Below are 24,195 nucleotides of genomic sequence, written 5' to 3'. Positions count from 1 at the left end.
AGGCCTTCAGGGGGGCTTGTTTTTTATTCTTCAAGAAAGCTAGAAGTGAGGATTTCTGATATAATAATGGAAATGAAGAAAGAAGGTTTAGTCTTATGAAAATTACAACCTTAGGCTCTTGGGGAGGATATCCTTATAAAGATCAAGGGACAACCTCATATCTTTTGACTGGCCATGATGGCTTTCAGCTTTTAATGGATGCTGGTAGTCGTGCTTTAAATGAATTAGAAAAAGTAGTGAGTCCTCTAGATTTAGATGCCGTTATCATCAGTCATTATCATCCTGATCATGTGGCTGATTTGGGTGTTCTTCGTCACTATCGTCAACTCTACCCCAAGCAGCTATGGGAACCTAAACTATTACCTATTTATGCACACAATGAAGACCAAACTGAATTTGCCAAATTAAGCTTACCAGATGTCTCTGTTGGTATAGCTTATGATGTGGAAGGTTCACAATCCATTGGCCCTTTTGATATTTCCTTTATTAAAACGGTTCATCCTGTTGTTTGCTATGCTTTTCGTATTGTCGAGCGACAAACAGGACAGGTTTTAGTATTTACGGCAGATACCGGTTATTTTGATGATTTAGCCTCATTTGCAGCAGATGCAGACCTCTTTTTGGCAGATGTTTATCTTTATGAAGGTAATGAAAATCATATAGCGCACTTAACCACTAAAGAAGCAGGGCAAATTGCTCAGCAAGCTAAGGTAAAAAAACTAGTTCTCACCCATATGCCTCCTGTTCCACCGCAGGGTATTAATCCAAGTCGTCACCTCGAAATATTAAAAGAGGAAACGCAAAAATATGCAGGCTCTATTCCAGTAGAATTAGCCTTTCCTCATAAATCATGGGACTTAGGAAGTATGAACTAATGGCATATAGTCAAGATGAAAAAGAATTTTTCATGCGTGAAGCTTTGAAAGAGGCCGAGAAATCTTTGGTAAAAGCTGAAATTCCAATAGGTTGTGTCATTGTTAAGGAAGGAAAAATTATCGGACGCGGGCATAATGCCAGAGAAGAGCTAAATCAAGCTATTATGCATGCAGAAATTATGGCAATTAATGAAGCAAATGTTCACGAAGGAAATTGGAGATTGCTAGAAACTAGTCTTTTTGTAACGATTGAACCCTGTGTTATGTGCAGTGGTGCTATTGGGCTAGCAAGGATACCGCATGTGATTTTTGGAGCCCCCAATCAAAAATTTGGTGGTGCAGGGAGCTTATACCAGATTTTAACGGACCAAAGACTGAATCATCGGGTGGAATTAGAAAGTGGTCTTCTAGAAGCAGAATGTGCTCAAATTATGCAGGATTTTTTCCATCAGAGCCGTCTCCAGAAGAAAGAAGCTAAAAAGTTAGTTAAAGAGCATGCAAGTTCAGGTCTTGCCAATCAGTCCTTTTAATGGTAGAATATTAGGTGGAGCAACACTTGTGCGTGAAGTGGGTCAGGGGAGGAATCCAGCAGCCCTAAGCGATTTCGGGTGTGTGCTCTATTTTTTCTTTTTATGGGAAGCGCTATTTTCATGTGTTTTTTCTGAAAGTAGAGAAAGCTTTCAAACATTGTGAAAAAATCTTCAAAACGATTGAAAAAACGATAACAAAGAGTTAATATAGTAAATGAAGGCAAAAATTATAAGGGGTATATTATGTCACATATTAAATTTGATTATTCAAAAGTCCTTGGACAATTCGTTGCACCGCATGAATTAGACTACATGCAGATGCATGTTTCTGCAGCTGATGCGGCTTTACGTCAAGGAACAGGTCCTGGAGCTGAAATGACAGGCTGGTTAAATTTACCAGAAGATTATGACAAAGAAGAATTTGCTCGCATTCAAAAAGCAGCTACTAAAATCCAATCTGATAGTGAAGTACTCGTCGTTATTGGTATCGGTGGGTCATATCTTGGTGCGCGTGCTGCTATTGATTTCTTAAGCAATTCATTTGTTAACTTGCAAACTGCTGAAGAACGTAAGGCACCACAAATCCTCTACGCTGGGAACTCAATCTCTTCTAACTACCTTGCTGATTTAGTGGACTATGTTGCTGATAAGGATTTCTCAGTTAATGTGATTTCAAAATCAGGTACAACCACCGAACCTGCGATTGCTTTTCGTGTTTTCAAAGAACTTCTTGTTAAAAAATACGGTCAAGATGAGGCTAACAAACGTATCTATGCTACAACCGATAAGGCTAAAGGTGCTGTCAAGGTTGAAGCTGACGCCAATGGCTGGGAAACTTTCGTTGTTCCAGATAGCGTAGGTGGTCGCTTTACGGTCTTAACCCCAGTTGGTTTACTTCCGATTGCTGCTTCAGGTGCAGACATTACTAAATTGATGGAAGGTGCTAATGCAGCTCGTCAAGCTTATTCTTCAGAAAAAATCTCTGAAAATGAAGCATATCAGTATGCTGTTATCCGAAATATTCTTTATCGTAAAGGCTACATCACCGAAGTGTTTGCCAACTACGAACCGTCACTTCAATACTTTAGTGAGTGGTGGAAACAATTAGCTGGTGAATCAGAAGGTAAGGATCAAAAAGGTATTTATCCAACTTCAGCTAATTTCTCAACAGATTTACATTCCTTAGGACAATTTATCCAAGAAGGTTACCGTAATCTCTTTGAAACTGTTATTCGTGTGGATAAACCACGTAAAAATATTACTATTCCAACTGAAGCAGCTGATCTTGATGGTTTAGGCTACTTACAAGGAAAAGATGTGGACTTTGTCAATAAAAAAGCGACAGATGGTGTCCTTCTTGCCCATACAGATGGTGGTGTTCCAAATACCTACTTAACGATCCCTAACCAAGACGAGTTTACGTTAGGCTATACCATTTACTTCTTTGAAATTGCAATTGCACTTTCAGGTTATCTAAATGGTGTTAACCCATTTGATCAACCGGGTGTTGAAGCTTACAAGAAAAATATGTTTGCCCTACTTGGTAAACCTGGATTTGAAGAACTAGGTGCAGAGTTAAATGCTCGTCTTTAAAAGTCATACTTTAAAAGCCCTTAAGGGCTTTTTTATTTGGGCTTGATTAGTATCACAAATTTTAAGAGTTGGTAAAAAAGGCTGTCTTAATTCCAGCTTGAAAGCGTTTTATAATTAACTAGTAATTATAAAAAAGGAGGAATGGAATGATAGACTGGTTAAATATTGCTGGTAAGGCAGTGATTGTTACGGGTGCCTCATCTGGCATTGGTAAAGCTATAGTGGAGGAACTCTTGGAGCTAGATGTTCTGGTTGCGAATTTTGATATTGTAGACAATGCTTTAAAGCATCCTAATCTGATGTTTGTTCAGGTGGATGTGACTTCTCGTAAAGAAGTGGAAAATGGTGTCTCAAAAGTTTTGGAGCGGTTTGGTAAGATAGATGCATTGGTTAATAATGCCGGAATTAATATCCCGCGTTTATTAGTTGACCCGAAGAATCCTCGTGGTCAATACGAGTTAGACGATGAGACTTTTGATAAAATAACAACTATTAATCAAAAGGGCCTTTATTTAGTTAGTCAAGCAGTTGGCCGAATTTTAGTAGAACAAAAAGCTGGTGTTATCATTAATATGGCATCTGAAGCGGGGCTTGAAGGTTCTGAAGGACAAAGTGTTTATGCTGCTACAAAAGCAGCAGTCTATTCTTACACCCGCTCATGGTCAAAAGAGCTAGGGAAACACGGAGTACGTGTTGTTGGAATAGCCCCTGGTATTATGGAGGCTACAGGCTTAAGGACATTCGCTTATGAAGAAGCTTTGGGATATACTAGAGGAAAAACTGTTGAAGAAATTCGTGCGGGATATTCATCCACAAGTACGACACCACTTGGACGCAGTGGTAAACTCAGTGAAGTTGCGGATCTTGTTGCCTATTATATTTCTGAGCGATCAAGCTATATTACTGGAATTACGACCAATGTAGCAGGTGGGAAGACAAGAGGATGATATCCCTTTAGAAAGGATAGTCGTGGCATTAGTTAACCGTTGGTATGACATCTTAGAAACGTTAGTGATTCAAAATCAGATAACATTTGATGATTTAAGAAAGCGGCTACAGATTAGTCCACAAACACTAACAAAAAGTATTGAACAACTAAATACAGTTCTAGATGGTGACATTGAAATTATTCAGCAGAATAATCTTATTGAACTGGCTGTGTATGATTATGCAAGGTTTGAAACCATATTAACTGGAAGTTTACGCAAAGCAAGTGATTTTAACTCAGCTAGTAAACGAGTTGCTTATATCTTGAAGCGTTTGCTTGAGGCGACCTCTCCCATAATTATCGACGATTTGGCCGAAGAACTAGCTGTAAGTAGAAGTACAATCAATAAAGACTTAAAGACTGCCAAAATGATTGCTGGTGATTACCAAGTCTCTATCAAGGGTATTCCAAACCGAGGGATCCAAATTTATGGAGCAGAAATGCAATTAAGGCTTTTATTTATCCACCATGTCTACAATTATTTTGATCCGGAAATTTTAAAAAAAGATAGCTACTCCTTCTTGGAGAAAGTCTATTCATCTTATCGTCTTCCACGAAAAATTCAAGAATTGTTGACAAAAACAATTACTATAAGTATCAAACGAATTCAGGAAAATCATCACTTATCAACGGCTATCCCTTTCTATAGTAACGAAGTTAATTCAACAAGGTTTATGGAAGAAATCGTTTATCATTTAGAGTTGGATTATCATATCTCAATGAGCTACTTTGAACGGAACTTCATCTCTTTTGCTCTTAATACACAGTACATAGAAGGGCTGTCTTATCAAGAAGGGACGCTAGATCCAGACTTTATTAACTTGTATCAAAAGATGATTGCGCAAGTAAAGGACAGGCTACTGGTTCATTTTGATGACCATAAATTATTTCTTGAGATGCATACCCATCTTAAATTTTTAATTAATCGTTTGATTTTTCATATCCAAGCAAACGATCTTTTTCACGGAGAAATTCAACACAAGTACCCCTTGGCTTTTGAAATGGCGACTGTAGCTGGCAAGGTTTTAGAAGAAATCTTTTCAACTCCCCTTGAGTTATCTGAATGTAGCTACTTAGCCCTTTACTTTGAACTGATTATGCGTGAGAAGGATAAGATTAGAGAAAAAAGCTCAAAAAAAATAGCAGTTGTTTGTACTACAGGTAGGGGAACAGCTCATTTGATTTGTCAGCGTTTAGCAAAAGTTTTAGGTCCAGATATTGAAATTTCTCAATTCTCAGAGGAACAGTTTAATCCAGAAAAAGATGATAATTACTTTGCAATTTTTACAACAGTACCCCTTAAATTTGGCCAGTTAAAATCTCCACTGGTCCAAATTACTAATCTATTTAACGATCAATGGTTACAAAATGAATGGCAAAGGGTACATTATTTCCATCAAAGACGATTGCAGAGCAATATTATCCGTTTCATGAGATTGCAACCAGAAGGAACCTATCCAGATATCTTGACAAAAATGGCTGATGCTTTAGTTAAAGAAGGTTTGGTTGATTGTGGCTTTACTGAAAGAATTATCCAGAGAGAAAGAGTCCAGTCAACCATATTTGGAAATCAGATTGCCCTTCCCCATGCTCTTAACCAGCTAGACAAAAAACCAACGCTGATGGTAGGTATTTTAGATAGGCCTTATCAAGGAAATGGCCAGCAAGTAACCCTGATTTTTATGGTAGCCATCCCTGCAAAAATTGAAGAAGAAATGGAGTCGGAGTTGCTGGAACTTTATGACGATATCTTTAGGATTTCAAATGATCCTATCTTAAAGAGGGAATTAATGTCGCTTGAAACGCAAGAAGCTTTTATTCAATTGACTGAAGAAAGAGGAATTTTTTGATGGATACGATTATTGTCTTCGTTATTATAGTTATAGTAGCATATCTTGTTCAAATCATATTAGGAATGAAGCAGTTAAAGCATTTCAATCAAGTTTACGCCCAGCTTCGCCAAAAAGGTCGTGTAGCAATTGGTCGCAGATCAGGTAAAATCAAAGCGGGCACGCTTGTTATGTTTGCCATAGATCAAGCCGGTACTGTTCTAGATGCACGTAAAATGCAAGGCGTAACTGTTGCTGCTCGCTTTAAGGAAATGCCACAATTTATAGGTCAAGATATCCACTATTTTGACAGTTATAATCCCTTGATTCGTCGGGAAAATAAACTTCTTCAGGTTGCTATTGAAGATGCTAGAAACTTGTTTTTACGAATTGAGGCTGGGTCTTATCAAGAAGTTCCAAAATATGGTTCGGCACTTGATCTTGACATCCATGTGAAGGGACTAATGACACGCTTAAAATATCAGCTAAAAAAATAAAAGGAGTTTAAAATGGATTATATTACAAAATTTGCAGAAGGTTTTATGAAACTTTTTCAATTAGGTGGTGAAACCTTTATTAGTTGGATGACAGGTATTGTTCCTGTAGTATTAATGCTTTTAGTTGCTATGAATGCCTTTATTGCCTTATTAGGTGAGGAGCGTGTGAATAAGCTAGCAGCTGTATCTGCTAAAAATCCTATTAGTCGTTACATGATTCTTCCCTTTATCTCAGCTTTTATGCTTGGGAATCCAATGGCTATCAGTATGGGACGCTTTATGCCTGAATATTATAAACCTAGTTATGTTGCTTCGCAAATGCAATTTTGTCACACGTCCAATGGCGTTTTTCCTCATATTAATCCCGGTGAGTTATTTGTTTGGTTAGGGATTGCGACAGGTATTAAAACATTAGGATTAAGCCAAATGGAATTAGCTGTTCGTTACTTACTTGTAGGTCTAATCATGAACTTTATTGGCGGCTGGGTAACTGATTTTACTACCGCTTACGTTGCCAAGCAACAAGGGGTGACACTAAGTAAAACAGTGAAACTTGATTAAGAAAAAGGAGTTTAAGAAAATGGTTTATAAAAGTATAAAAGTTGTTAAAGGTAGTGGTGGCTATGGTGGTCCACTTGTTATTACTCCCACTGAAACCAAGCACAAATTCATCTACATCACTGGTGGAGGTGAAAAACCAGAAATTGTTGACAAAATCGCTTCATTAACAGGTATGGAAGCTATTAATGGCTTTAAAACTTCTATTCCCGATCAGGAAATTGCCTTAGCTATTGTTGACTGTGGTGGAACTTTACGTTGTGGGATTTATCCTAAAAAAGGGATTCCGACAATTAATATTGTAGCTACAGGGAAAAGCGGTCCCTTAGCGCAATACATTACAGAAGATATTTATGTCTCTGCTGTAGGGCTCAATCAAATTTCAACAACTGATGAAACAGCACCTCTTAGTGAACTCAGCCAAGAAGTTTCCTCAAAGGGGAGCTACGACACCAGTAAAAAAATTACAGAACAACGGGCAGAGTCTAGTTTTGTTGCCCGCATAGGTATGGGAGCAGGTAAAGTCGTTGCCACTTTTAACCAAGCAGCTCGTGATGCTATTCAAACAATGTTAAATACTATTTTACCATTTATGGCTTTTGTTTCTCTTTTAATTGGGATTATTCAAGGGTCAGGAGTTGGTAATTGGTTAGCCAAGTTAATGGTTCCCTTGGCAGGAAATATTTGGGGGCTTGTTATTATTGGTTTTATTTGTTCATTACCATTTTTATCACCATTGTTAGGTCCGGGTGCTGTCATCTCACAAATTATTGGTACTTTAATTGGTGTTGAAATTGGTAAGGGAAATATTCCACCCCAAATGGCTTTACCAGCTTTATTTGCTATCAACACACAAAATGGCTGTGATTTTATCCCGGTCGCACTTGGTTTAACTGAGGCAGACTCAGAGACTGTTGAAGTTGGTGTCCCATCTGTTCTTTATTCACGTTTCTTAAACGGGGTGCCGCGTGTCATTGTTGCATGGATTGCCAGTATAGGACTTTATCAATAAAATAGTTTTCAAAAAAGATAAAAGAAGGGATGTTAAAATGGTTAAAGTATTTGAAACCAAGATCATAGCAGTCGGACCAGAAGCAGAAGAAATGATTAGAAATGCCAATATGTTGATTCTCTTTGGACAAGGAGCTCCAGAAGATCTTGCTGAATTTTGTTACACTATTGATAATAAAACGCTTCTTGGTAATATTGAGCCCGGAGGAAAGATAATGATTGATGAAGATGAATATCACATAACGGCTGTTGGTAGCCTAGTTACTAAAAACTTAAAAAATCTTGGGCATATAACGATTTCGTTTGACGGGGAACAACAAGCCTCTCTACCAGGGACTTTACATGTACTGGGCTCAACCTCACCGAATATAGGGTTGGGAAGTCGTGTTCTCTTTATGCAATAAAGTGATTCGCATCTACCATTTCTATTATCCCTAAATTAATTTAGCCCCTACGGGGCTTTTTGGGTCTGAAAACAGCTCTAAAACGATCACGCATTTAAACAAAAACAACAAAAAAGATTTGACAATCACGATGTTTTAGTATTTTAATTGAGCTGATAGAGGATTTAAGAGGCCCCTAGAATATCTTCAAATTGATAAAATTCACATAGGTGATTATCTCAATAAGGCAAAAAAAGGTAACTCGAAGCGAGTTACCTTGGAGATTTATGAAAAGGATAAATGAAGTAGGAACTTATTTATCCCCACGGTTTAGGAGACCGTTATTTAGGAATGACTATAATATACTACCATTACCTTAAACAATTCTTAAATTATGTTCAAAGAATTTTTGTTTGTTTAACTTTTTGAGTAAAATAGGGCTGATGGAATTAGGATACTAACTTTTAATTCAAGCAGCAGAAATTGGCTTAAACCTTAAAGTAGCTGATAGCTTATCAAGAGAATGTTCCCGTAGTTGTTTAGGTAATATAAATAAAAAAGGTTTATGATTTCGATGAATTTAAGCTTTCGTTAAACGTCAATATAGCATTAGAAATCTTTCTAACTGTTGAAATTGTGTTAAAATAAGCCTATGATAAAAAAAGATATTCGTAATAAGGTTCTAGGAACCCTAAAAGCTATGGACAAAAAAGAAAAGTATCAGAAAGATCTGGCCTTGCTAGAGGCAATGGTATCAACTTCTACCTATCAGTGTGCTAAAGTTGTAGCTACTTACTTAGCCATGCCAACTGAGTATGAAACTGCTCTTCTCATTAAGCAGGCACTTAGTGATGGGAAATTGGTTTTAGTACCTAAAACCTATCCAAAGGGAGAGATGGATTTTGTAGCTTATGACCCTAAAAAACTTGAAAAGACTTCTTTTGGTTTACTTGAGCCAACAAGTGCAATAGTTGTATCTAAAAAGGATATTGATATGATACATGTCCCAGGGGTTGCTTTTAATGCTGAAGGGTTTAGAATTGGCTACGGTGCGGGCTATTACGACCGTTATCTGAGTGATTATCAAGGAGCAACCATTAGCACTATCTATGATTGTCAACAGATTGAATTTCAAGCTGAATCCCATGACGTTGCTGTTCAGGAGGTTCTTGTGATATGACCTATAATTTGAAAAAGAGTCCGGTTACCTTCTTCTTTTTATCCCTTACGATTTTGGTTTTTCTTGCTATGCAATACTATTATGGACAGGCAGCCAGATCGCCTCAAGCGGTCTTTCACTTTGGTGGTATGTTTGGTTTAGCTGTCAAAGCGGCGCCTAATCAAATTTGGCGTCTATTGACTCCGATTTTTGTCCATATCGGTTGGCAACACTTCCTTTTAAACACGCTAACCCTCTTCTTTATTGGTCAATTAGCAGAAGCTATCTGGGGATCAAAAAATTTCTTTCTTCTCTATATTTTATCTGGGGTCATGGGAAATCTCCTTACTTTGCAATTAAGTCCAGGTGTAGTTGCTGCAGGTGCATCAACATCCTTATTTGGAATTTTTGCAGCGATTGTGATTTTGGGTATTTTTAGCGAAAATCACCATTTGAAAACTTTTGGGAAGTCCTATCAGACCTTGATTATATTAAATCTAGTGTTGAATATCTTTATGCCTAATGTTAGCCTAGCAGGGCACCTTGGTGGAGTCTTAGGTGGTGGCCTCTCGGCTATTTTTCTGGCGAACCAAGTTGATCCGTTGTTAGCAACTAAAAAGCAACAAGGGATAGCAGCTTTAGTCTATGGGGTAATAAGTATCTTTATTTTAGTAGGTATTTTTATCTAAGTTTATGAAAATAAGCAACTACAAACTTGTAGTTGCTTATTTATTAGTCTTTAGTTTTTGATTTAGTTTCTAGAGCATGTCCAAGTTTGATGATATAGTCTTTAAGATCCTCTTTTACTTGAGGGTGTTTTAGAGCATAGTCAATTGATGTTTTCATAAAACCAAATTTGTCACCCACGTCATAACGTTTGCCAGTGAATTCACGGGCAAAGACACGCTGAGTTTTATTTAGTGTATCAATAGCATCAGTTAATTGAACTTCATTTCCTGCACCTGGAGCTTGGTTTTCAAGAATGCCGAAAATTTCTGGAGTGAGCAAGTAACGACCGATGATAGCTAGGTCACTTGGAGCATCTTCTGGTTTTGGTTTTTCAACAAAATTGTCAACGCTATACAAACCATTAACAGCCTTTCCGTGTGGTGCAATAACGCCATAAGATGAAACATCGGAATGTGGAACTTTCATAACAGCGATGGTTGCAGCATGAGTTGTCTGGTAGTCGTCCATCAGTTGTTTAGTCAAAGGAACAGCTTGATTATCTGTGATATCCATTAAGTCGTCGCCCAACATCACAATAAAAGGTTCATTGCCCACAAAGGCTTTAGCTTGTAAAACAGCGTCACCTAGTCCACGGGGGTGGCTTTGGCGAATAAAGTGTAGGTTGATTGAAGTTGTTTCGTCAACCAATTTTAGTAATTCAGTTTTACCTTTAGCTTGCAGATTATATTCCAATTCAAAGTTTGAGTCAAAGTGGTCTTCAATAGAGCGTTTAGCTTTACCAGTTACAACTAGAATCTCTTCAATACCAGATTTGAGAGCCTCTTCGACGATGAATTGAATGGTTGGTTTGTCAACGATAGGTAACATTTCTTTTGCCAAAGCCTTGGTTGCTGGCAAAAAACGCGTTCCTAAACCTGCCGCCGGGATAATTGCTTTTCTTACTTTAGTCATTTATGTCTCCTCTTGATAATAGAAATTAATGCCATTCATTTTCGGATTTAAATTCGTTAGACATCATGCCAAGGATGCTTTCTTTGATGTCGGCTCCTTCGTAAATAGATTTATAAATTGCGGTGGTAATCGGCATATAGACACCTAACTCTTGCGCAATCTCATAGGCTACCTTTGTAGTAGAAATTCCCTCAATAACCATTCCCATGTTACGTTCAATATCTTCTAATTTTTCTCCGCGCCCAAGTGCGTCGCCGGCACGCCAGTTGCGAGAATGGACAGAGGTGCCAGTTACTATAAGATCTCCGACTCCTGATAGTCCACTGTAAGTTAGGGGATCAGCGCCAAGTTTTACACCGAGACGGGTGATTTCAGCAAGTCCGCGTGTAATGACCGCCGCTTTAGCATTATCACCATAACCTAAACCATGTAATGCTCCTGCGCCAACGGCAATAATATTTTTAAGGGCGCCAGCGGTTTCAACACCGACGACATCTTTGTTAGTGTAAAGACGAAAATAGTGGTTGCTAAAAATGGACTGAACATATTTAGCGGCTTCCAAATCAGTAGATGCAGCAGTAATTAAGGTGATGTCACGAACAATAGTTTCTTCAGCATGACTAGGTCCAGATACAACAACAACATCACTCCGTAAGTGCGTTGGAACTTCTTCAGAAATGACCGTTGAAAGGCGCTCGTGGCTGCCAGGTTCAAGTCCCTTTGAAGCATGCATCATGATAACTTTATGGTCTAAGGTTGCGGCAACTTGCTTAGCCACTAAACGAGTAACTTTCGTTGGTACAACGAATAAAACAGCATCAACATCTGTAAGTGCCTCTTTTAAATCAGTTGTCGCTTTAATAGATTTATCAATAACAATGTCTTTAAAATAACGACTATTAGTATGTGTAGCGTTGATTTCATCAATTTGTTCTTGGGAATCTCCCCAAAGGCACACATCGTGACCGTTGTCATTTAAAACTTGTGCAAGTGCTGTCCCCCATGAACCTGGTCCCAAGACTGCAATTTTTTCTTTTTTCATTTCCATCTCCTTTAAGAGTCATCACTTCATTATATCATAAGAGCTATTATTACTCTATTAGAAAAGGGTATAGAAAGCCTCTGGGTATAGGGTGGAAAATTAATCTCATTTTTCTTAATATTAAAGGACATATTCCTTGACAATAGTTCTTAAGAGAACTAAAATGGTCATCATGAGAACTAAGGAGGATAATAATGTCACGGATTATTGCTGATCTGAGAGATTTAACTCATCAAATAGAACAAATTAGTGAAGAAATTGCCCAAAAGTATAATCTTGCTCACTTAGCTGGACCTCAAGGACATGTTTTAATCTTCCTAAGCAGAAACTTTGAAAGAGAACTATTTGTTAAAGATATCGAAACAGAACTTGGAATTTCAAAATCAGTCGCCAGTAACCTTGTTAAGCGGATGGAAAAAAATGGGTTCATTGAAGTCATCCCATCGCAAACAGATAAGCGTTATAAACAAGTTGTAATGACGCAAAAAGGAGTGGAAAAATTACCACTTTTACAAGAATGTCGTAAAGATGTTGAAAATTATTTTTTTAAGGAAATCACAACGGAAGAATTTAACGTTGTCCGAAAAGTAATAGATCAACTCAAACAAAATATGCTTGACTATAAAAAAGGAGAAGAAGATGCTTAAAAAAGCCATTCTTAAATATAAGTGGTATGCACTGGGCTCTTTTGTGATGATTATTGGTGTGGTAGCTAGTACTTTGTTACAGCCACATTATCTGAAAGATGTCCTAGAAGCTGTTATTAAAAATGATAAAGAAAAAATAGCACAAGTTGGGATTTTGCTGTTGATTATTGCCGGAATCGGTTTAATTGCTGGGACAGTCAATACCATTTTATCAGCTAAAATCGCCCAAGGTGTTTCAGCTGATATTCGGGAAGAAACTTTCCGTAAAATACAGAGCTTTTCTTATGCAAATGTTGAAAAATTTAATGCAGGAAACTTAGTAGTTCGAATGACTAATGACGTGAATCAAATTCAAAATTTAGTCATGATGCTATTCCAAGTTCTCTTTCGGTTACCAATTTTGTTTATTGGCGCCTTCTATATGGCTGTTCAAACGTTACCCAAACTGTGGTGGATTTTGGTCTTAATGGTGATTTTGATTGCTATTATTATGGCCTTAGTTATGAGTCAAATGGGGCCACGTTTTGGTAAATTTCAATCCTTAATGGATAAGATTAACCGTATTGCAAAAGAAAATCTTCGTGGTGTTCGTGTGGTTAAATCTTTTGTTCAAGAACGTGAGCAATACGCTAAGTTCAAAGAGACATCAAATGAGTTACTTGGGTTAAATCTTTTTATTGGTTATGGTTTCTCAATGATGCAACCAGCTTTAATGCTGGTATCTTATCTGGCAGTCTATGTCTCCATTTTGATTGTTTCTGGAATGGTGAAGACAGAGCCGACAGTTATTGGTAGTATTGCTTCCTTTATGACTTATATGATGCAGATTATGTTTTCTATCATTATGGTTGGTTTTATGGGGATGCAAGCAAGTAGAGCATTTATTTCTATTGGCCGTCTTAAAGAAGTCCTCGATACTGAGCCAGCAATGACTTACGTTAATAGTGAGGACGAAACAGAAATTTCTGGTGATATTGTCTTTGAAGAGGTTAGTTTCACCTACCCTAATGAAGAAGAGCCTACTTTGAAGGATATTTCTTTTTCTATTCAATCTGGCCAAATGGTAGGTGTCGTTGGAGCTACTGGTGCTGGTAAATCAACATTGGCACAGCTAATTCCACGTTTATTCGATCCTCAGAAAGGTCGTATCTTAGTTGGTGGTAAAGATCTTAAGAGCTTAAGCCAGCAAACATTAAAAGAAAATATTTCTATCGTTTTGCAAAAAGCTATCCTCTTTTCTGGTACGATTGCCGATAATTTGCGCCAAGGTAATGCTAAGGCTGATTTTGACACAATGCAACGTGCAGCAACAATTGCTCAAGCTAGGGAATTTATTGATCGTATGGATGATGGTTATGAAAGTCAGGTTGAAGAACGTGGTAATAACTTCTCGGGCGGGCAAAAGCAACGAATGTCCATTGCGCGTGGCGTTATCAATAATCCGAAGATTTTAGTATTAGATGATTCAACATCAGCTTTAGATGCTAAGTCTGAAAAATTAGTTCAAGATGCCTTAAATCACGACCTAAAAGGCACAACAACAATCGTTATTGCTCAAAAAATTTCATCTGTGGTCAAAGCTGATATTATTTTGGTTCTTGATAATGGTCGTTTGATTGGTCAAGGTAAGCATGCGGATTTAATCGCAAATAACGCTGTTTATCGTGAAATTTATGAAACACAAAAAGGTAAGGAGGAAGACTAATGAAGACAGCGCGTTTTTTCTGGTTTTATTTCAAACGCTATAAAATCTCTTTTGTTTTTATAGCAATAGCCATTATTCTAGCCACTTACCTTCAGGTCAAGGCCCCTGTTTTTCTCGGGGAGTCTTTAACGGAGCTTGGCAAACTTGGTCAAAAGTATTATGTGGCTAAAATGGCTGGTCAATCAGCATATCACCCTGATACATCTGCTTTTATGGCTGTTATGACTAAACTTTTATTGGCATATCTTTTTACAGCACTAGCCAATCTGGTATATAGTTTGCTCTTTACACGTATTGTAGCGCACTCAACCAACCGGATGCGTAAGGGTTTGTTTGGAAAATTGGAACGCTTAACCGTTTCTTTCTTTGATAGTCATAAGGATGGTGCCATTCTTTCTCGCTTTACCAGTGATTTAGATAATATTCAAAATTCCCTGAACCAGTCCTTAGTCCAAGTTGTGACCAATATTGCTCTTTACATTGGTTTAGTTTGGATGATGTTTCGCCAAGATACCCGTTTAGCCCTCTTAACAATGGCAACAACGCCTCTTGCGCTTATCTTTTTAGTTGTTATTATCCGTCTAGCTAGAAAGTATACAGATATTCAGCAAAAAGAAGTATCAGCACTTAATGCTTACATGGATGAGAAAATTTCTGGTCAAAAAGCAATCATTGTTCAGGGTGTCCAAAAAGAAACAATTGATGGCTTTGTAGAGCATAATGAAAAAGTCCGAGCAGCAACCTTCAAAGGTCGCCTTTTTGCAGGGCTGCTCTTTCCAGTCATGAACGGGATGAGCTTGCTGAATACGGCAATCGTTATATTTATCGGTTCAAGTATAGTCCTCAATGACAAATCGATTTCAATGGCTGTTGGACTTGGATTGGTTGTGACCTTTGTTCAATTTTCACAACAATATTACCAGCCGATTATGCAGGTAGCTGCTTCATGGGGCGAACTTCAGCTTGCTTTCACAGGCGCTAGCCGTATCCAAGAAATGTTTGATGAGGCTGAGGAAATCAGACCTCAGAATGCTCCGCTTTTCACCGAGTTAAAAGAAGAAGTTGCCATTAGCCATGTTGATTTTAGTTACAAACCTGGTAAAAAGGTGCTTTCTGATGTGACCATCAAAGCTCCTAAAGGCAAGATGATTGCCGTTGTTGGTCCGACAGGCTCAGGTAAGACCACTATTATGAACTTGATTAATCGTTTTTATGATGTTGATAGTGGTTCCATTACTTTTGATGGGATTGATATCCGTGATTACGACCTAGATAGTCTTCGGAAAAATGTCGGCATTGTCCTACAAGAATCTGTTTTATTTTCTGGTACGATTGCTGATAATATTCGTTTTGGGAACGAGAGTATTAGTCAGGAGATGGTAGAGATCGCTGCGCGTGCTACCCATATACATGAATTTATCAAGTCTCTTCCTGAAGGTTATGAGACCATGGTCACAGACGATGAGAATATTTTCTCTACTGGACAAAAACAATTAATTTCCATTGCTAGGACACTGTTGACCGATCCACAAGTTTTAATTTTGGATGAAGCTACTTCCAACGTTGACACTGTAACCGAAAGTAAGATTCAAAAAGCTATGGAAGCTATTGTAGCTGGTAGAACCAGTTTTGTTATCGCCCATCGCTTGAAAACAATCTTGAATGCAGATGAAATTATTGTTCTTAAAGATGGTAAAGTTATCGAACAAGGAAATCATCATGAATTGTTACATCAAAAAGGTTTCTATTCAGAACTTTACCACAACCAGTTTGTCTTTGAATAAGAGAAAAAAGTTGAGTTTCTTCTCAACTTTTTTTGATTTACAAAGTGACTTGTAGTATCCTATCAATATGGAAGACTGTATTGTAGAGGAAAAATAAGATGATTAACGTTGAAGATGTATTGAGTAAGGCTAAACCAAATCAAAATATTAATTATGACAAACTCATGCAAGAAATGCGTAAAGATTGGTTAAAAAAAGAGATTAGACCACGTATTCTAATGCATGTTTGCTGTGCTCCGTGTTCGACATATAGCTTGGAATATTTAGCTGATTTTGCTGATATAACAGTCTACTTTGCGAATTCCAATATTCACCCTAAAACGGAATATCAACGAAGAGCACTAGTCACACAAGACTTTATAAAGGCATTTAATGAAAAAACTGGACATAAGGTTGCCTATATAGAAGAACTCTACCAACCTAATAACTATATCCAAAAAGTAAGAGGACTTGAAGACGAGCCTGAGGGTGGTGCACGGTGTCGTGTTTGTTTTGATTATCGTTTGGATTTGACAGCCAGAAAAGCTGTAGAGCTGGACTTTGATTATTTTGCTAGTGCCCTAACTATAAGTCCTCATAAAAATGCCAGTTTAATTAATCAAATTGGTATCGATATTCAAAAATGTTACCGAACCAAATATCTTCCAAGTGATTTTAAGAAGAATAATGGCTATCGTCGATCGGTTCAAATGTGTCAAGAATATGATATTTATCGCCAATGTTATTGTGGCTGTGTCTACGCAGCTAGGTCACAAGGAGTTGATTTAAAACAAGTAAAGATGGAAGCAAAGGCTTATTTAGATCGGAAACAAAGATTAGAAGAATCAGATGCTTCGGTAACAATTCCATTTATCTATCAAGGCAAAGAAATCAAGAGCAAGTAAAAAACAACTTTTGTTATGAAAAGTTGTTTTTTGATTTAAATTTAATGCTCAGAAGCACCTGACGTAGCATCAGCTTCAGCGACTACGGAGCTGGTAGCTCCAGTATCAGAAGCACCAGAGGTTGCATCAACGTTTGTGTGAGAAGTAGGTGTTGCGTTAACTTTTCCTCCTACCAAATGTTGACCTGTTTCTTTCAAATACCAGTCCAACCATGGTTTGAAATTGAAAACAATTTCGTTGATGCCTGAGAATGAGCCATCAGGATAATACATGGCTTGATAATTATGTGTATTGATGACTTCAGCTGGAGAGCCAGGGACGATGGTGCGCACATATTCTTCATTACCATTACGTAGAGAACCGATTACCCACTCCACATTTTTCATACGTCCAGGTGGAAGCGAACCATGGACAGTTGATAAACGATTGCCGACTTGTTCAGGAAGACGCTTTGCATACATAGTTTCAGGATCTTGATGAGCATTATTATAGTATAAAAATTGGTTATTATCGTCTGAGTAGGTTAATTCAAATGGCATAGCTTTTAAGAACATGTTAAGTTGGTTGACTGTTAGGAGACCATGATCCAACTTGACATAGGTGTCTCCTTCAACAGCATTGACAATTTTAGCAGCTTTTTCCAACCAGTCAGGATCATCTGGATCGACTTCCTTGATTGTTGTTGAAATTGGTTTCCCACAATCCAAGTCCTCAGGCTCAATTGCTTTAGGTTGACGGAGCGATGAGACAACTTTTACATATTTAATAAAATTATCTAGGCAACTTTCTAGGAACAAGACAGTCCCCTCATTACTAATATTGCCATTATTATCAAAAGCCTCTTTAGCCTTGCCTAGCAAAAATTCATTTCCTGGAAGAGTAAATGCATTAACACCAGGTGCTTCTAAGATTTTGCGAAGGTGAACTTGGGCTCGTGAGGTCCCTTGATCATAATAAGAGGCGCCAACAATCATAACCGGCTTATTTTCAAGTGGGTGAAGCTTAAAGGATAACCATTCAAGTGTACTCTTTAGAGCGGGTGTAATCGTATGGTTGTGTTCTGGTGTTGCAATAATGACACCATCTGCACGTGTGATTTTATGGTAGAGGTATCTAATAGCAAAGCAATCAGATTGATCTTGATCTTGGTTAAACATGGGAATATCTTTGATTTCTAAAACTTCAATCTCACATTTTAATTTAAAGTGGCGTCTCATAAACTCTAATAACATACGGTTGTAAGATTGTTCTGCATTTGAGCCAACAATAGCGACAAATTTCATAGTAAGGTCCTTTCTTATTACAAGTTTTCCCAGTCAAAATCCTCAGCCTCTTTACGTAGAAGTTCCTGAGCATGCGATAGCTTTCCAGCAATCTTAACAAAAATTCGGAAATCATCAAAGATAGCATCCAATTTTTGAATGGTTTCTAAATCAAAGAGATTACCGTTAGCATCAAATGCTTGTAAAGAATGGGAGAGTAGAAACTCATCTGGCAGAACAGTTGCTTTTAACTCAGGAGCATTTAAGATTTGCCGTAGTTGCAATTGCGCCCGCGAGGACCCCAAAGTTCCGTAAGAAGCCCCGGTGATCATCACTGGCTTACCAAGCAAGGGATAAATTCCATAAGATAGCCAAGCTAAAGCATTCATCAATGAAGCGGGTACTGAATGGTCGTATTCGGGTGTACCGATAATGACACCATCGGCTTCTTCAATTTTAGCAGCCATTTCGGTGACTATTTTAGGCAACTCTTTGTTAGCAGGTTTATTGAAGAGAGGAAAATCTTTGATTTCCATTAATTCAATTTCTGCTTTATCTGCAAAATGATTTGACATATATTGGAGAAGTTGACGGTTAGTGGAATGACTTGAATTTGTACCAACAAGACCAATGACTTTCATAATAATTCCTCTATTTCTAAAATTTCAAGAACTTTTTCTCATTATAATGATAACGCTTTAATATAATAATAGCAATTATTTTCTGAATTATTCATTTATATATGATCTAAGCTTAGAAAACATAGAAAGAGCGAGTCCCTTTTATTTTTGATATAATAGTAAAAAATGAAAAGGATTATCATGAAAAAAACATTATATATCAGTGCTGGCTGCCTTAGTTTTGCCTTGGCAATCTTAGGCATACCCTTGCCATTATTACCGACAACACCTTTACTTTTACTAGCGGGCTTTTGTTTTTCGCGTAGTTCTGATCGCTTTAACAACTGGTTACGTAGCACTAAAGTTTACAAATATTATGTAGGTGACTACCTTGAAACACGGATTATCCCCCGTACTCGTAAAAAACAAATTCTCGTTCAAGTTTGGATATTAATGGGAATCTCGATTATTTTTATGCCTTTTATTTGGATGAAAATCATTTTCTTTACCATAACGACTATTATGTCTGTGATATTATTCCGATTTGTTCCAGAGAAGTGAGGCTAATGACGTTTAATTAGTAAGAATAATTAAATGTTTTTTTGTGGTCATTTTTGCTATTCTTTTACGAATAAGTTATAATAGAGAGAATAAATTTGTAGAGAAAAGGATAAAACATAATGAAAATTCGTGGTTTTGAGTTAATTACGGAATATGCTGACGCTGCTCAGCTATTACCCAAAAGAGAAACAAAACATGCGGCAGGTTACGATTTAAAAGTAGCCAAGGCTACAGAGATTGGCCCAGGTGAGATAAAACTAGTTCCAACCGGTGTGAAAGCTTATATGCAAGCAGGGGAGGTTCTTTATTTATATGATCGCTCATCAAATCCTCGCAAAAAAGGCTTAGTATTGATTAATTCTGTTGGGGTTATTGATGGCGACTACTATAATAATGATAATAATGAGGGACATATTTTTGCGCAAATGCAAAATATTACTGATCAAGTAGTCTCTCTAGAAGTCGATGAACGGATTGTTCAAGCGGTTTTTGGTCCGTACCTTCTAGCGGATGATGATCAGGCAGATGGTGTTCGTACAGGTGGTTTTGGTTCAACCGGTCACTAAGAAGCCTCTTAGTAAGGAAAGTATATATGGCTAAGAAAAAAGCAACCTTTGTCTGTCAGGAATGTGGTTATCACTCTCCTAAATATCTAGGACGTTGTCCCAATTGTTCAGCCTGGTCTTCATTTGTAGAGGAAGTTGAAGTCCAAGAGCTTAAGAATGCGCGTGTTAGCCTAACGGGTGAAAAGAGTCGTCCTGTAAAGCTGAAGGATGTTGATAATCTCAATTATTCCCGTACTCAGACTAACATGGATGAATTTAATCGAGTTCTTGGTGGAGGAGTCGTTCCAGGCAGCCTTATCCTGATTGGTGGAGATCCGGGGATCGGGAAGTCAACCTTACTCTTGCAAGTTTCGACTCAGCTGGCTAATAAAGGAACAGTTTTATATGTGTCTGGAGAAGAGTCGGCAGAACAGATAAAATTGCGAAGTGAACGTCTAGGGGAGATTGATAATGAATTCTATCTCTACGCTGAGACCAACATGCAAGAGATTAGGATTGAGATTGAGAAAATTCAACCTGATTTTTTAATTATTGATTCCATTCAAACCATTATGAGTCCTGATAGCTCAGGTGTTCAAGGGTCTGTTAGTCAGGTTAGAGAAGTAACAGCGGAACTCATGCAATTAGCGAAGACTAATAATATTGCGACCTTTATAGTTGGGCACGTTACTAAAGAAGGAACTATAGCAGGACCAAGAATGTTGGAGCATATGGTGGATACAGTCCTCTATTTTGAAGGTGAACGTCATCACACCTTTAGAATTTTGAGGGCTGTTAAAAATCGTTTTGGCTCGACCAATGAAATTGGTATTTTTGAAATGCAATCAGGTGGGCTGGTTGAGGTTACTAATCCTAGTCAAGTTTTCCTAGAGGAACGCTTAGACGGTGCCACAGGCTCAGCTATTGTGGTTACTATGGAAGGTAGTCGACCGATTTTAGCTGAGGTCCAATCTTTAGTAACCCCAACTGTTTTTGGTAATGCTAGGAGGACAACAACAGGATTAGATTTCAATCGGGTTAGTTTGATTATGGCTGTTTTAGAAAAGCGCTGTGGCTTGCTGTTACAGAATCAGGATGCCTATTTGAAGGCTGCTGGAGGTGTTAAGTTAGATGAGCCGGCCATTGACTTAGCTGTGGCTGTGGCCATTGCTTCAAGTTATAAGGAACTGCCAACTAATCCTCAAGAGGCCTTTCTAGGAGAAATTGGTTTGACGGGTGAGATTAGACGGGTGACTCGTATTGAACAAAGAATTAATGAAGCAGCTAAACTTGGATTTACCAAGATTTATGTCCCTAAAAATGCTTTACAAGGATTAGATATTCCTCAAAATATAGAAGTTGTTGGTGTATCAACGGTAGGAGAGGTTCTTAAAGCGGTCTTCTCTAAAACTTAGAAGTACTAGTGTCAATTCTACTATCTTAATCTTAGGTCTCTAAAATTATTGGTCTAGGGAAATTAATCAGGGGTAAATGCTTAGAGTTTTTAAGTTTAAAATGATATGATGTCACAAACTGGTAGTTTATCGCTACATTTACTAAGGAGAAATTATGTCATATTTTAAAAGTTTTATGTCAGCTAATAGTGCCTATGTTGAACTTCATGGAATAGCCCACCTACCACTTAAGCCTAAAACGCGTGTTGCCATCGTGACCTGTATGGATTCTCGCTTGCATGTTGCCCAAGCTTTAGGGTTAGCACTTGGTGATGCCCATATTTTGAGGAATGCTGGCGGTCGTGTGACAGATGATATGATACGATCTTTGGTTATTTCACAGCAGCAAATGGGGACACGTGAAATTGTGGTATTACACCATACGGACTGTGGTGCTCAAACTTTTACCAACCAAAGCTTTGCAGAACATATTCAACAAAAGCTTGGAATAGATGTATCAGACCAAGATTTCTTACCCTTCCAAGATGTAGCAGAATCAGTCCGAGAGGATATGCGTCTGTTGCAAGAATCTCCACTTATTCCAGATGATGTTGACATTAATGGAGCTGTCTATGATGTTGATACTGGTAAAATGACACAAGTTTTTTAATATTATAAATTATAAGAAGAGTATTATTTAATGGCAAGACTCACCTTGTTGCTTGGAGTAGGAACCATACTTTAACTTGTAGCAATTCCCTTTATCTATACAAAGGATATGAGAAGCGATGAGTATAAAAAATTGTCCTCAGTAATTTCACGATATCGTTTTACTCAGTCTGTGTAAGGCTGATTTCCTTCACTCAGGCCCATAAAATGTGCTATAATAGATGTGATTTGAATCATTCATTAGTATATTAAATCAAAAAACAAGTTCAACTTTAGTGTTACTTGTTTTTAACTGGCTCTAATGATGTCTAACAGAAAGAGGAGAAATAGAATGTCTAAACCAATTCGTGTGCGCTATGCACCAAGTCCAACAGGGTTATTGCATATTGGTAATGCCCGTACAGCACTCTTTAATTATCTATATGCCCGTCATCATGGTGGCACTTTTATCATTCGTATTGAAGATACTGACCGCAAACGCCACGTAGCAGATGGGGAGCGCTCCCAGCTTGAGAACCTTAAATGGTTAGGTATTGATTGGGATGAGAGCCCTGAAACTCATGCAAACTACCGTCAGTCAGAACGTCTTGAGCTCTATCAGAAATATATTGATCTTCTTTTAGAAAAAGGCTTAGCCTATAAATCTTATGTCACAGAAGAAGAACTAGCCAAAGAACGCGAACGGCAAGAGGCAGCTGGCGAAACACCTCGATACATTAACGAGTTTATTGGCATGTCTGAAGAGGAAAAATTAGCTTATATCGCAGACCGTGAAGCCCAAGGCATTATCCCGACAGTTCGCTTAAAAGTCAATGAGTCAGGTATCTACAAATGGACCGATATGGTTAAAGGTGATATTGAATTTGAAGGTGGTAATATCGGTGGCGATTGGGTCATACAGAAAAAAGATGGATACCCAACTTATAACTTTGCCGTTGTTGTTGATGACCATGATATGCAAATTTCACATGTTATCCGTGGAGATGACCATATCGCGAATACTCCAAAACAACTAATGGTTTATGAAGCCCTCGGTTGGGAAGCGCCAGTATTTGGTCACATGACCTTGATTATTAATTCTGAAACTGGGAAAAAGTTATCCAAACGTGATACTGACACTCTCCAATTTATCGAAGATTATCGCAAAAAAGGCTATATGCCTGAGGCGGTATTTAACTTTATTGCGCTTTTAGGCTGGAACCCTGGTGGGGAAGATGAGATTTTCTCACGTCAGCAATTAATTGATCTTTTTGATGAAAATCGCCTTAGCAAATCACCGGCAGCCTTTGATCAAAAGAAAATGGATTGGATGAGTAACGATTATCTGAAAAAAGCTGATTCTGCCAAAGTCTTTGACCTTTGTAAGCCTTTTTTGGAAGCTGCTGGTCGTTTAACGGACAAAGCTGAAAAATTAGTGGAACTTTATCAACCACAATTGAGATCGGCTGATGAAATCGTGCCTTTAACAGATCTCTTCTTTAGTGATTTTCCTGAGCTAACGGAGGCTGAAAAAGAGCTTATGGCTGGTGAAACAGTTCCGACAGTTTTGAAAGCCTTTAAGGAAAAATTGGAAGCTATGTCAGATGAAGAATTCCAACCGGAAAATATTTTTCCACAGATTAAGGCTGTTCAAAAAGAAACCGGCATTAAAGGGAAAAACCTTTTCATGCCAATTCGTATCGCTGTTTCAGGGGAGATGCATGGACCAGAATTGCCAAATACCATTTATCTTCTTGGTCGTGAAAAATCAATTGAACATATCAATAACATGCTTTAAATCAGGGCTGTTGACTTTTTGTCAAATCTAATGAGTTAAGACTTAGAGAGGACCAACCAGGTCTTCTCTTTTTTCTCTTTAAGGCTAGCTAGTTATGGAGTAGCTAGGATGCTACTTTAGCTGTATATCAAAGGTCGATAGAAGGTTACTTTTCTATTATAATTTCTTTTGGAACGGAATTATAAAGAGGATATTTTTAAGTTTCTAATTGTTTAGGAAAGTTTTTGGCAGAGCTTTCTAG

At 37.9% G+C, this 24,195-nt stretch carries 24 protein-coding genes and 1 other RNA gene; 21 read left to right on the top strand and 4 right to left on the bottom strand.

Going from position 1 to position 24,195, the window contains the following annotated elements; genetic code table 11:
• The first annotated feature begins 95 nt into the window (after positions 1 to 95).
• The 12 genes from DQM45_RS09425 (at position 96) to DQM45_RS09370 (ending at position 10,112) form a co-directional block, all read left to right on the top strand.
• Positions 96 to 875: an MBL fold metallo-hydrolase gene (locus DQM45_RS09425; protein ID WP_003085832.1), complete on the top strand. Its 780-nt coding sequence runs from the start codon at positions 96 to 98 to the stop codon at positions 873 to 875.
• Complete coding sequence (gene tadA, locus DQM45_RS09420; RefSeq protein WP_003083820.1) at positions 875 to 1,405, top strand: tRNA adenosine(34) deaminase TadA; 531 nt, start codon at positions 875 to 877, stop codon at positions 1,403 to 1,405. The genes DQM45_RS09425 and tadA overlap by 1 nt, the downstream gene beginning before the upstream one ends.
• 9 nt (positions 1,406 to 1,414) lie before the next feature.
• Positions 1,415 to 1,504, top strand: an RNA gene (gene ffs / locus DQM45_RS09415) — signal recognition particle sRNA small type.
• Between the two features lie 144 nt (positions 1,505 to 1,648).
• On the top strand, positions 1,649 to 2,998 hold the full coding sequence (locus DQM45_RS09410) for a glucose-6-phosphate isomerase (RefSeq protein WP_003085392.1): 1,350 nt from the start codon (positions 1,649 to 1,651) through the stop codon (positions 2,996 to 2,998).
• A gap of 146 nt (positions 2,999 to 3,144) precedes the next feature.
• Entirely contained in the window at positions 3,145 to 3,945 is an 801-nt protein-coding gene (locus tag DQM45_RS09405) for an SDR family oxidoreductase (protein WP_003083774.1), read from the top strand.
• A 22-nt stretch (positions 3,946 to 3,967) separates the two neighbouring features.
• Positions 3,968 to 5,836 (top strand): BglG family transcription antiterminator, encoded by a 1,869-nt coding sequence (locus tag DQM45_RS09400; RefSeq protein ID WP_003084204.1) that lies wholly within the window; start codon positions 3,968 to 3,970, stop codon positions 5,834 to 5,836.
• Positions 5,836 to 6,312 (top strand): transcriptional regulator GutM, encoded by a 477-nt coding sequence (locus tag DQM45_RS09395; RefSeq protein ID WP_003082632.1) that lies wholly within the window; start codon positions 5,836 to 5,838, stop codon positions 6,310 to 6,312. Before DQM45_RS09400 ends, DQM45_RS09395 begins: the two co-directional genes overlap by 1 nt.
• Positions 6,313 to 6,324: 12 nt before the next feature.
• Complete coding sequence (gene srlA / locus DQM45_RS09390) at positions 6,325 to 6,873, top strand: PTS glucitol/sorbitol transporter subunit IIC (RefSeq protein ID WP_003083532.1); 549 nt, start codon at positions 6,325 to 6,327, stop codon at positions 6,871 to 6,873.
• Between the two features lie 19 nt (positions 6,874 to 6,892).
• The gene (gene srlE / locus DQM45_RS09385) at positions 6,893 to 7,882 is read left to right on the top strand and encodes a PTS glucitol/sorbitol transporter subunit IIB (RefSeq protein ID WP_003085845.1); all 990 of its coding nucleotides are present in this window, start codon (positions 6,893 to 6,895) and stop codon (positions 7,880 to 7,882) included.
• 37 nt (positions 7,883 to 7,919) lie between these two features.
• Positions 7,920 to 8,285 carry a PTS glucitol/sorbitol transporter subunit IIA gene (locus DQM45_RS09380; protein WP_003082819.1) on the top strand — a complete coding sequence of 122 codons (366 nt, stop codon included), beginning with the start codon at positions 7,920 to 7,922 and terminating at the stop codon, positions 8,283 to 8,285.
• A 631-nt stretch (positions 8,286 to 8,916) separates the two neighbouring features.
• On the top strand, positions 8,917 to 9,444 hold the full coding sequence (locus DQM45_RS09375) for a 5-formyltetrahydrofolate cyclo-ligase (protein WP_003084205.1): 528 nt from the start codon (positions 8,917 to 8,919) through the stop codon (positions 9,442 to 9,444).
• A complete protein-coding gene (locus DQM45_RS09370) occupies positions 9,441 to 10,112 on the top strand; it encodes a rhomboid family intramembrane serine protease (RefSeq protein ID WP_003083360.1) in 672 nt (223 codons plus the stop codon). The genes DQM45_RS09375 and DQM45_RS09370 overlap by 4 nt, the downstream gene beginning before the upstream one ends.
• A gap of 43 nt (positions 10,113 to 10,155) precedes the next feature.
• On the opposite strand, the gene galU is transcribed toward DQM45_RS09370, so the two are convergent.
• Positions 10,156 to 11,064, bottom strand: coding sequence for a UTP--glucose-1-phosphate uridylyltransferase GalU (gene galU, locus DQM45_RS09365; protein WP_003084898.1), 909 nt, complete (start codon positions 11,062 to 11,064; stop codon positions 10,156 to 10,158).
• Between the two features lie 25 nt (positions 11,065 to 11,089).
• The gene (locus tag DQM45_RS09360; protein WP_003085218.1) at positions 11,090 to 12,106 is read right to left on the bottom strand and encodes an NAD(P)H-dependent glycerol-3-phosphate dehydrogenase; all 1,017 of its coding nucleotides are present in this window, start codon (positions 12,104 to 12,106) and stop codon (positions 11,090 to 11,092) included.
• 194 nt (positions 12,107 to 12,300) lie between these two features.
• On the opposite strand from DQM45_RS09360, the gene DQM45_RS09355 reads away from it, so the two are divergent.
• The 4 genes from DQM45_RS09355 to DQM45_RS09340 all read left to right on the top strand — a co-directional run bounded on the left by DQM45_RS09355 (position 12,301) and on the right by DQM45_RS09340 (position 17,126).
• Entirely contained in the window at positions 12,301 to 12,753 is a 453-nt protein-coding gene (locus DQM45_RS09355; RefSeq protein ID WP_003083307.1) for a MarR family winged helix-turn-helix transcriptional regulator, read from the top strand.
• A complete protein-coding gene (locus DQM45_RS09350; protein ID WP_003083771.1) occupies positions 12,746 to 14,458 on the top strand; it encodes an ABC transporter ATP-binding protein in 1,713 nt (570 codons plus the stop codon). The genes DQM45_RS09355 and DQM45_RS09350 overlap by 8 nt, the downstream gene beginning before the upstream one ends.
• Positions 14,458 to 16,242: an ABC transporter ATP-binding protein gene (locus DQM45_RS09345; RefSeq protein WP_003083254.1), complete on the top strand. Its 1,785-nt coding sequence runs from the start codon at positions 14,458 to 14,460 to the stop codon at positions 16,240 to 16,242. Before DQM45_RS09350 ends, DQM45_RS09345 begins: the two co-directional genes overlap by 1 nt.
• 98 nt (positions 16,243 to 16,340) lie before the next feature.
• On the top strand, positions 16,341 to 17,126 hold the full coding sequence (locus DQM45_RS09340) for an epoxyqueuosine reductase QueH (RefSeq protein ID WP_003084247.1): 786 nt from the start codon (positions 16,341 to 16,343) through the stop codon (positions 17,124 to 17,126).
• A 41-nt stretch (positions 17,127 to 17,167) separates the two neighbouring features.
• Here DQM45_RS09340 and DQM45_RS09335 read toward each other — a convergent pair whose 3' ends face one another.
• Positions 17,168 to 18,409, bottom strand: coding sequence for an NAD(P)H-dependent oxidoreductase (locus tag DQM45_RS09335; protein WP_003085911.1), 1,242 nt, complete (start codon positions 18,407 to 18,409; stop codon positions 17,168 to 17,170).
• A 17-nt stretch (positions 18,410 to 18,426) separates the two neighbouring features.
• Complete coding sequence (locus DQM45_RS09330; protein ID WP_003084465.1) at positions 18,427 to 19,029, bottom strand: NADPH-dependent FMN reductase; 603 nt, start codon at positions 19,027 to 19,029, stop codon at positions 18,427 to 18,429.
• 180 nt (positions 19,030 to 19,209) lie between these two features.
• On the opposite strand from DQM45_RS09330, the gene DQM45_RS09325 reads away from it, so the two are divergent.
• The 5 genes from DQM45_RS09325 to gltX all read left to right on the top strand — a co-directional run bounded on the left by DQM45_RS09325 (position 19,210) and on the right by gltX (position 23,954).
• Positions 19,210 to 19,569 (top strand): YbaN family protein, encoded by a 360-nt coding sequence (locus DQM45_RS09325; RefSeq protein ID WP_003084218.1) that lies wholly within the window; start codon positions 19,210 to 19,212, stop codon positions 19,567 to 19,569.
• 119 nt (positions 19,570 to 19,688) lie between these two features.
• Positions 19,689 to 20,135 (top strand): dUTP diphosphatase, encoded by a 447-nt coding sequence (locus tag DQM45_RS09320; RefSeq protein ID WP_003084849.1) that lies wholly within the window; start codon positions 19,689 to 19,691, stop codon positions 20,133 to 20,135.
• Between the two features lie 26 nt (positions 20,136 to 20,161).
• Complete coding sequence (gene radA, locus DQM45_RS09315; RefSeq protein ID WP_003082860.1) at positions 20,162 to 21,529, top strand: DNA repair protein RadA; 1,368 nt, start codon at positions 20,162 to 20,164, stop codon at positions 21,527 to 21,529.
• 154 nt (positions 21,530 to 21,683) lie between these two features.
• Positions 21,684 to 22,178 (top strand): beta-class carbonic anhydrase, encoded by a 495-nt coding sequence (locus DQM45_RS09310; protein WP_003085238.1) that lies wholly within the window; start codon positions 21,684 to 21,686, stop codon positions 22,176 to 22,178.
• A gap of 330 nt (positions 22,179 to 22,508) precedes the next feature.
• Entirely contained in the window at positions 22,509 to 23,954 is a 1,446-nt protein-coding gene (gltX, locus tag DQM45_RS09305) for a glutamate--tRNA ligase (RefSeq protein ID WP_003085032.1), read from the top strand.
• Positions 23,955 to 24,195 lie beyond the last annotated feature (241 nt).

The sequence above is a fragment of the Streptococcus porcinus genome, from assembly GCF_900475415.1.
Classification (GTDB): domain Bacteria; phylum Bacillota; class Bacilli; order Lactobacillales; family Streptococcaceae; genus Streptococcus; species Streptococcus porcinus.
This window is presented reverse-complemented; position numbering and strand designations above follow the sequence as displayed.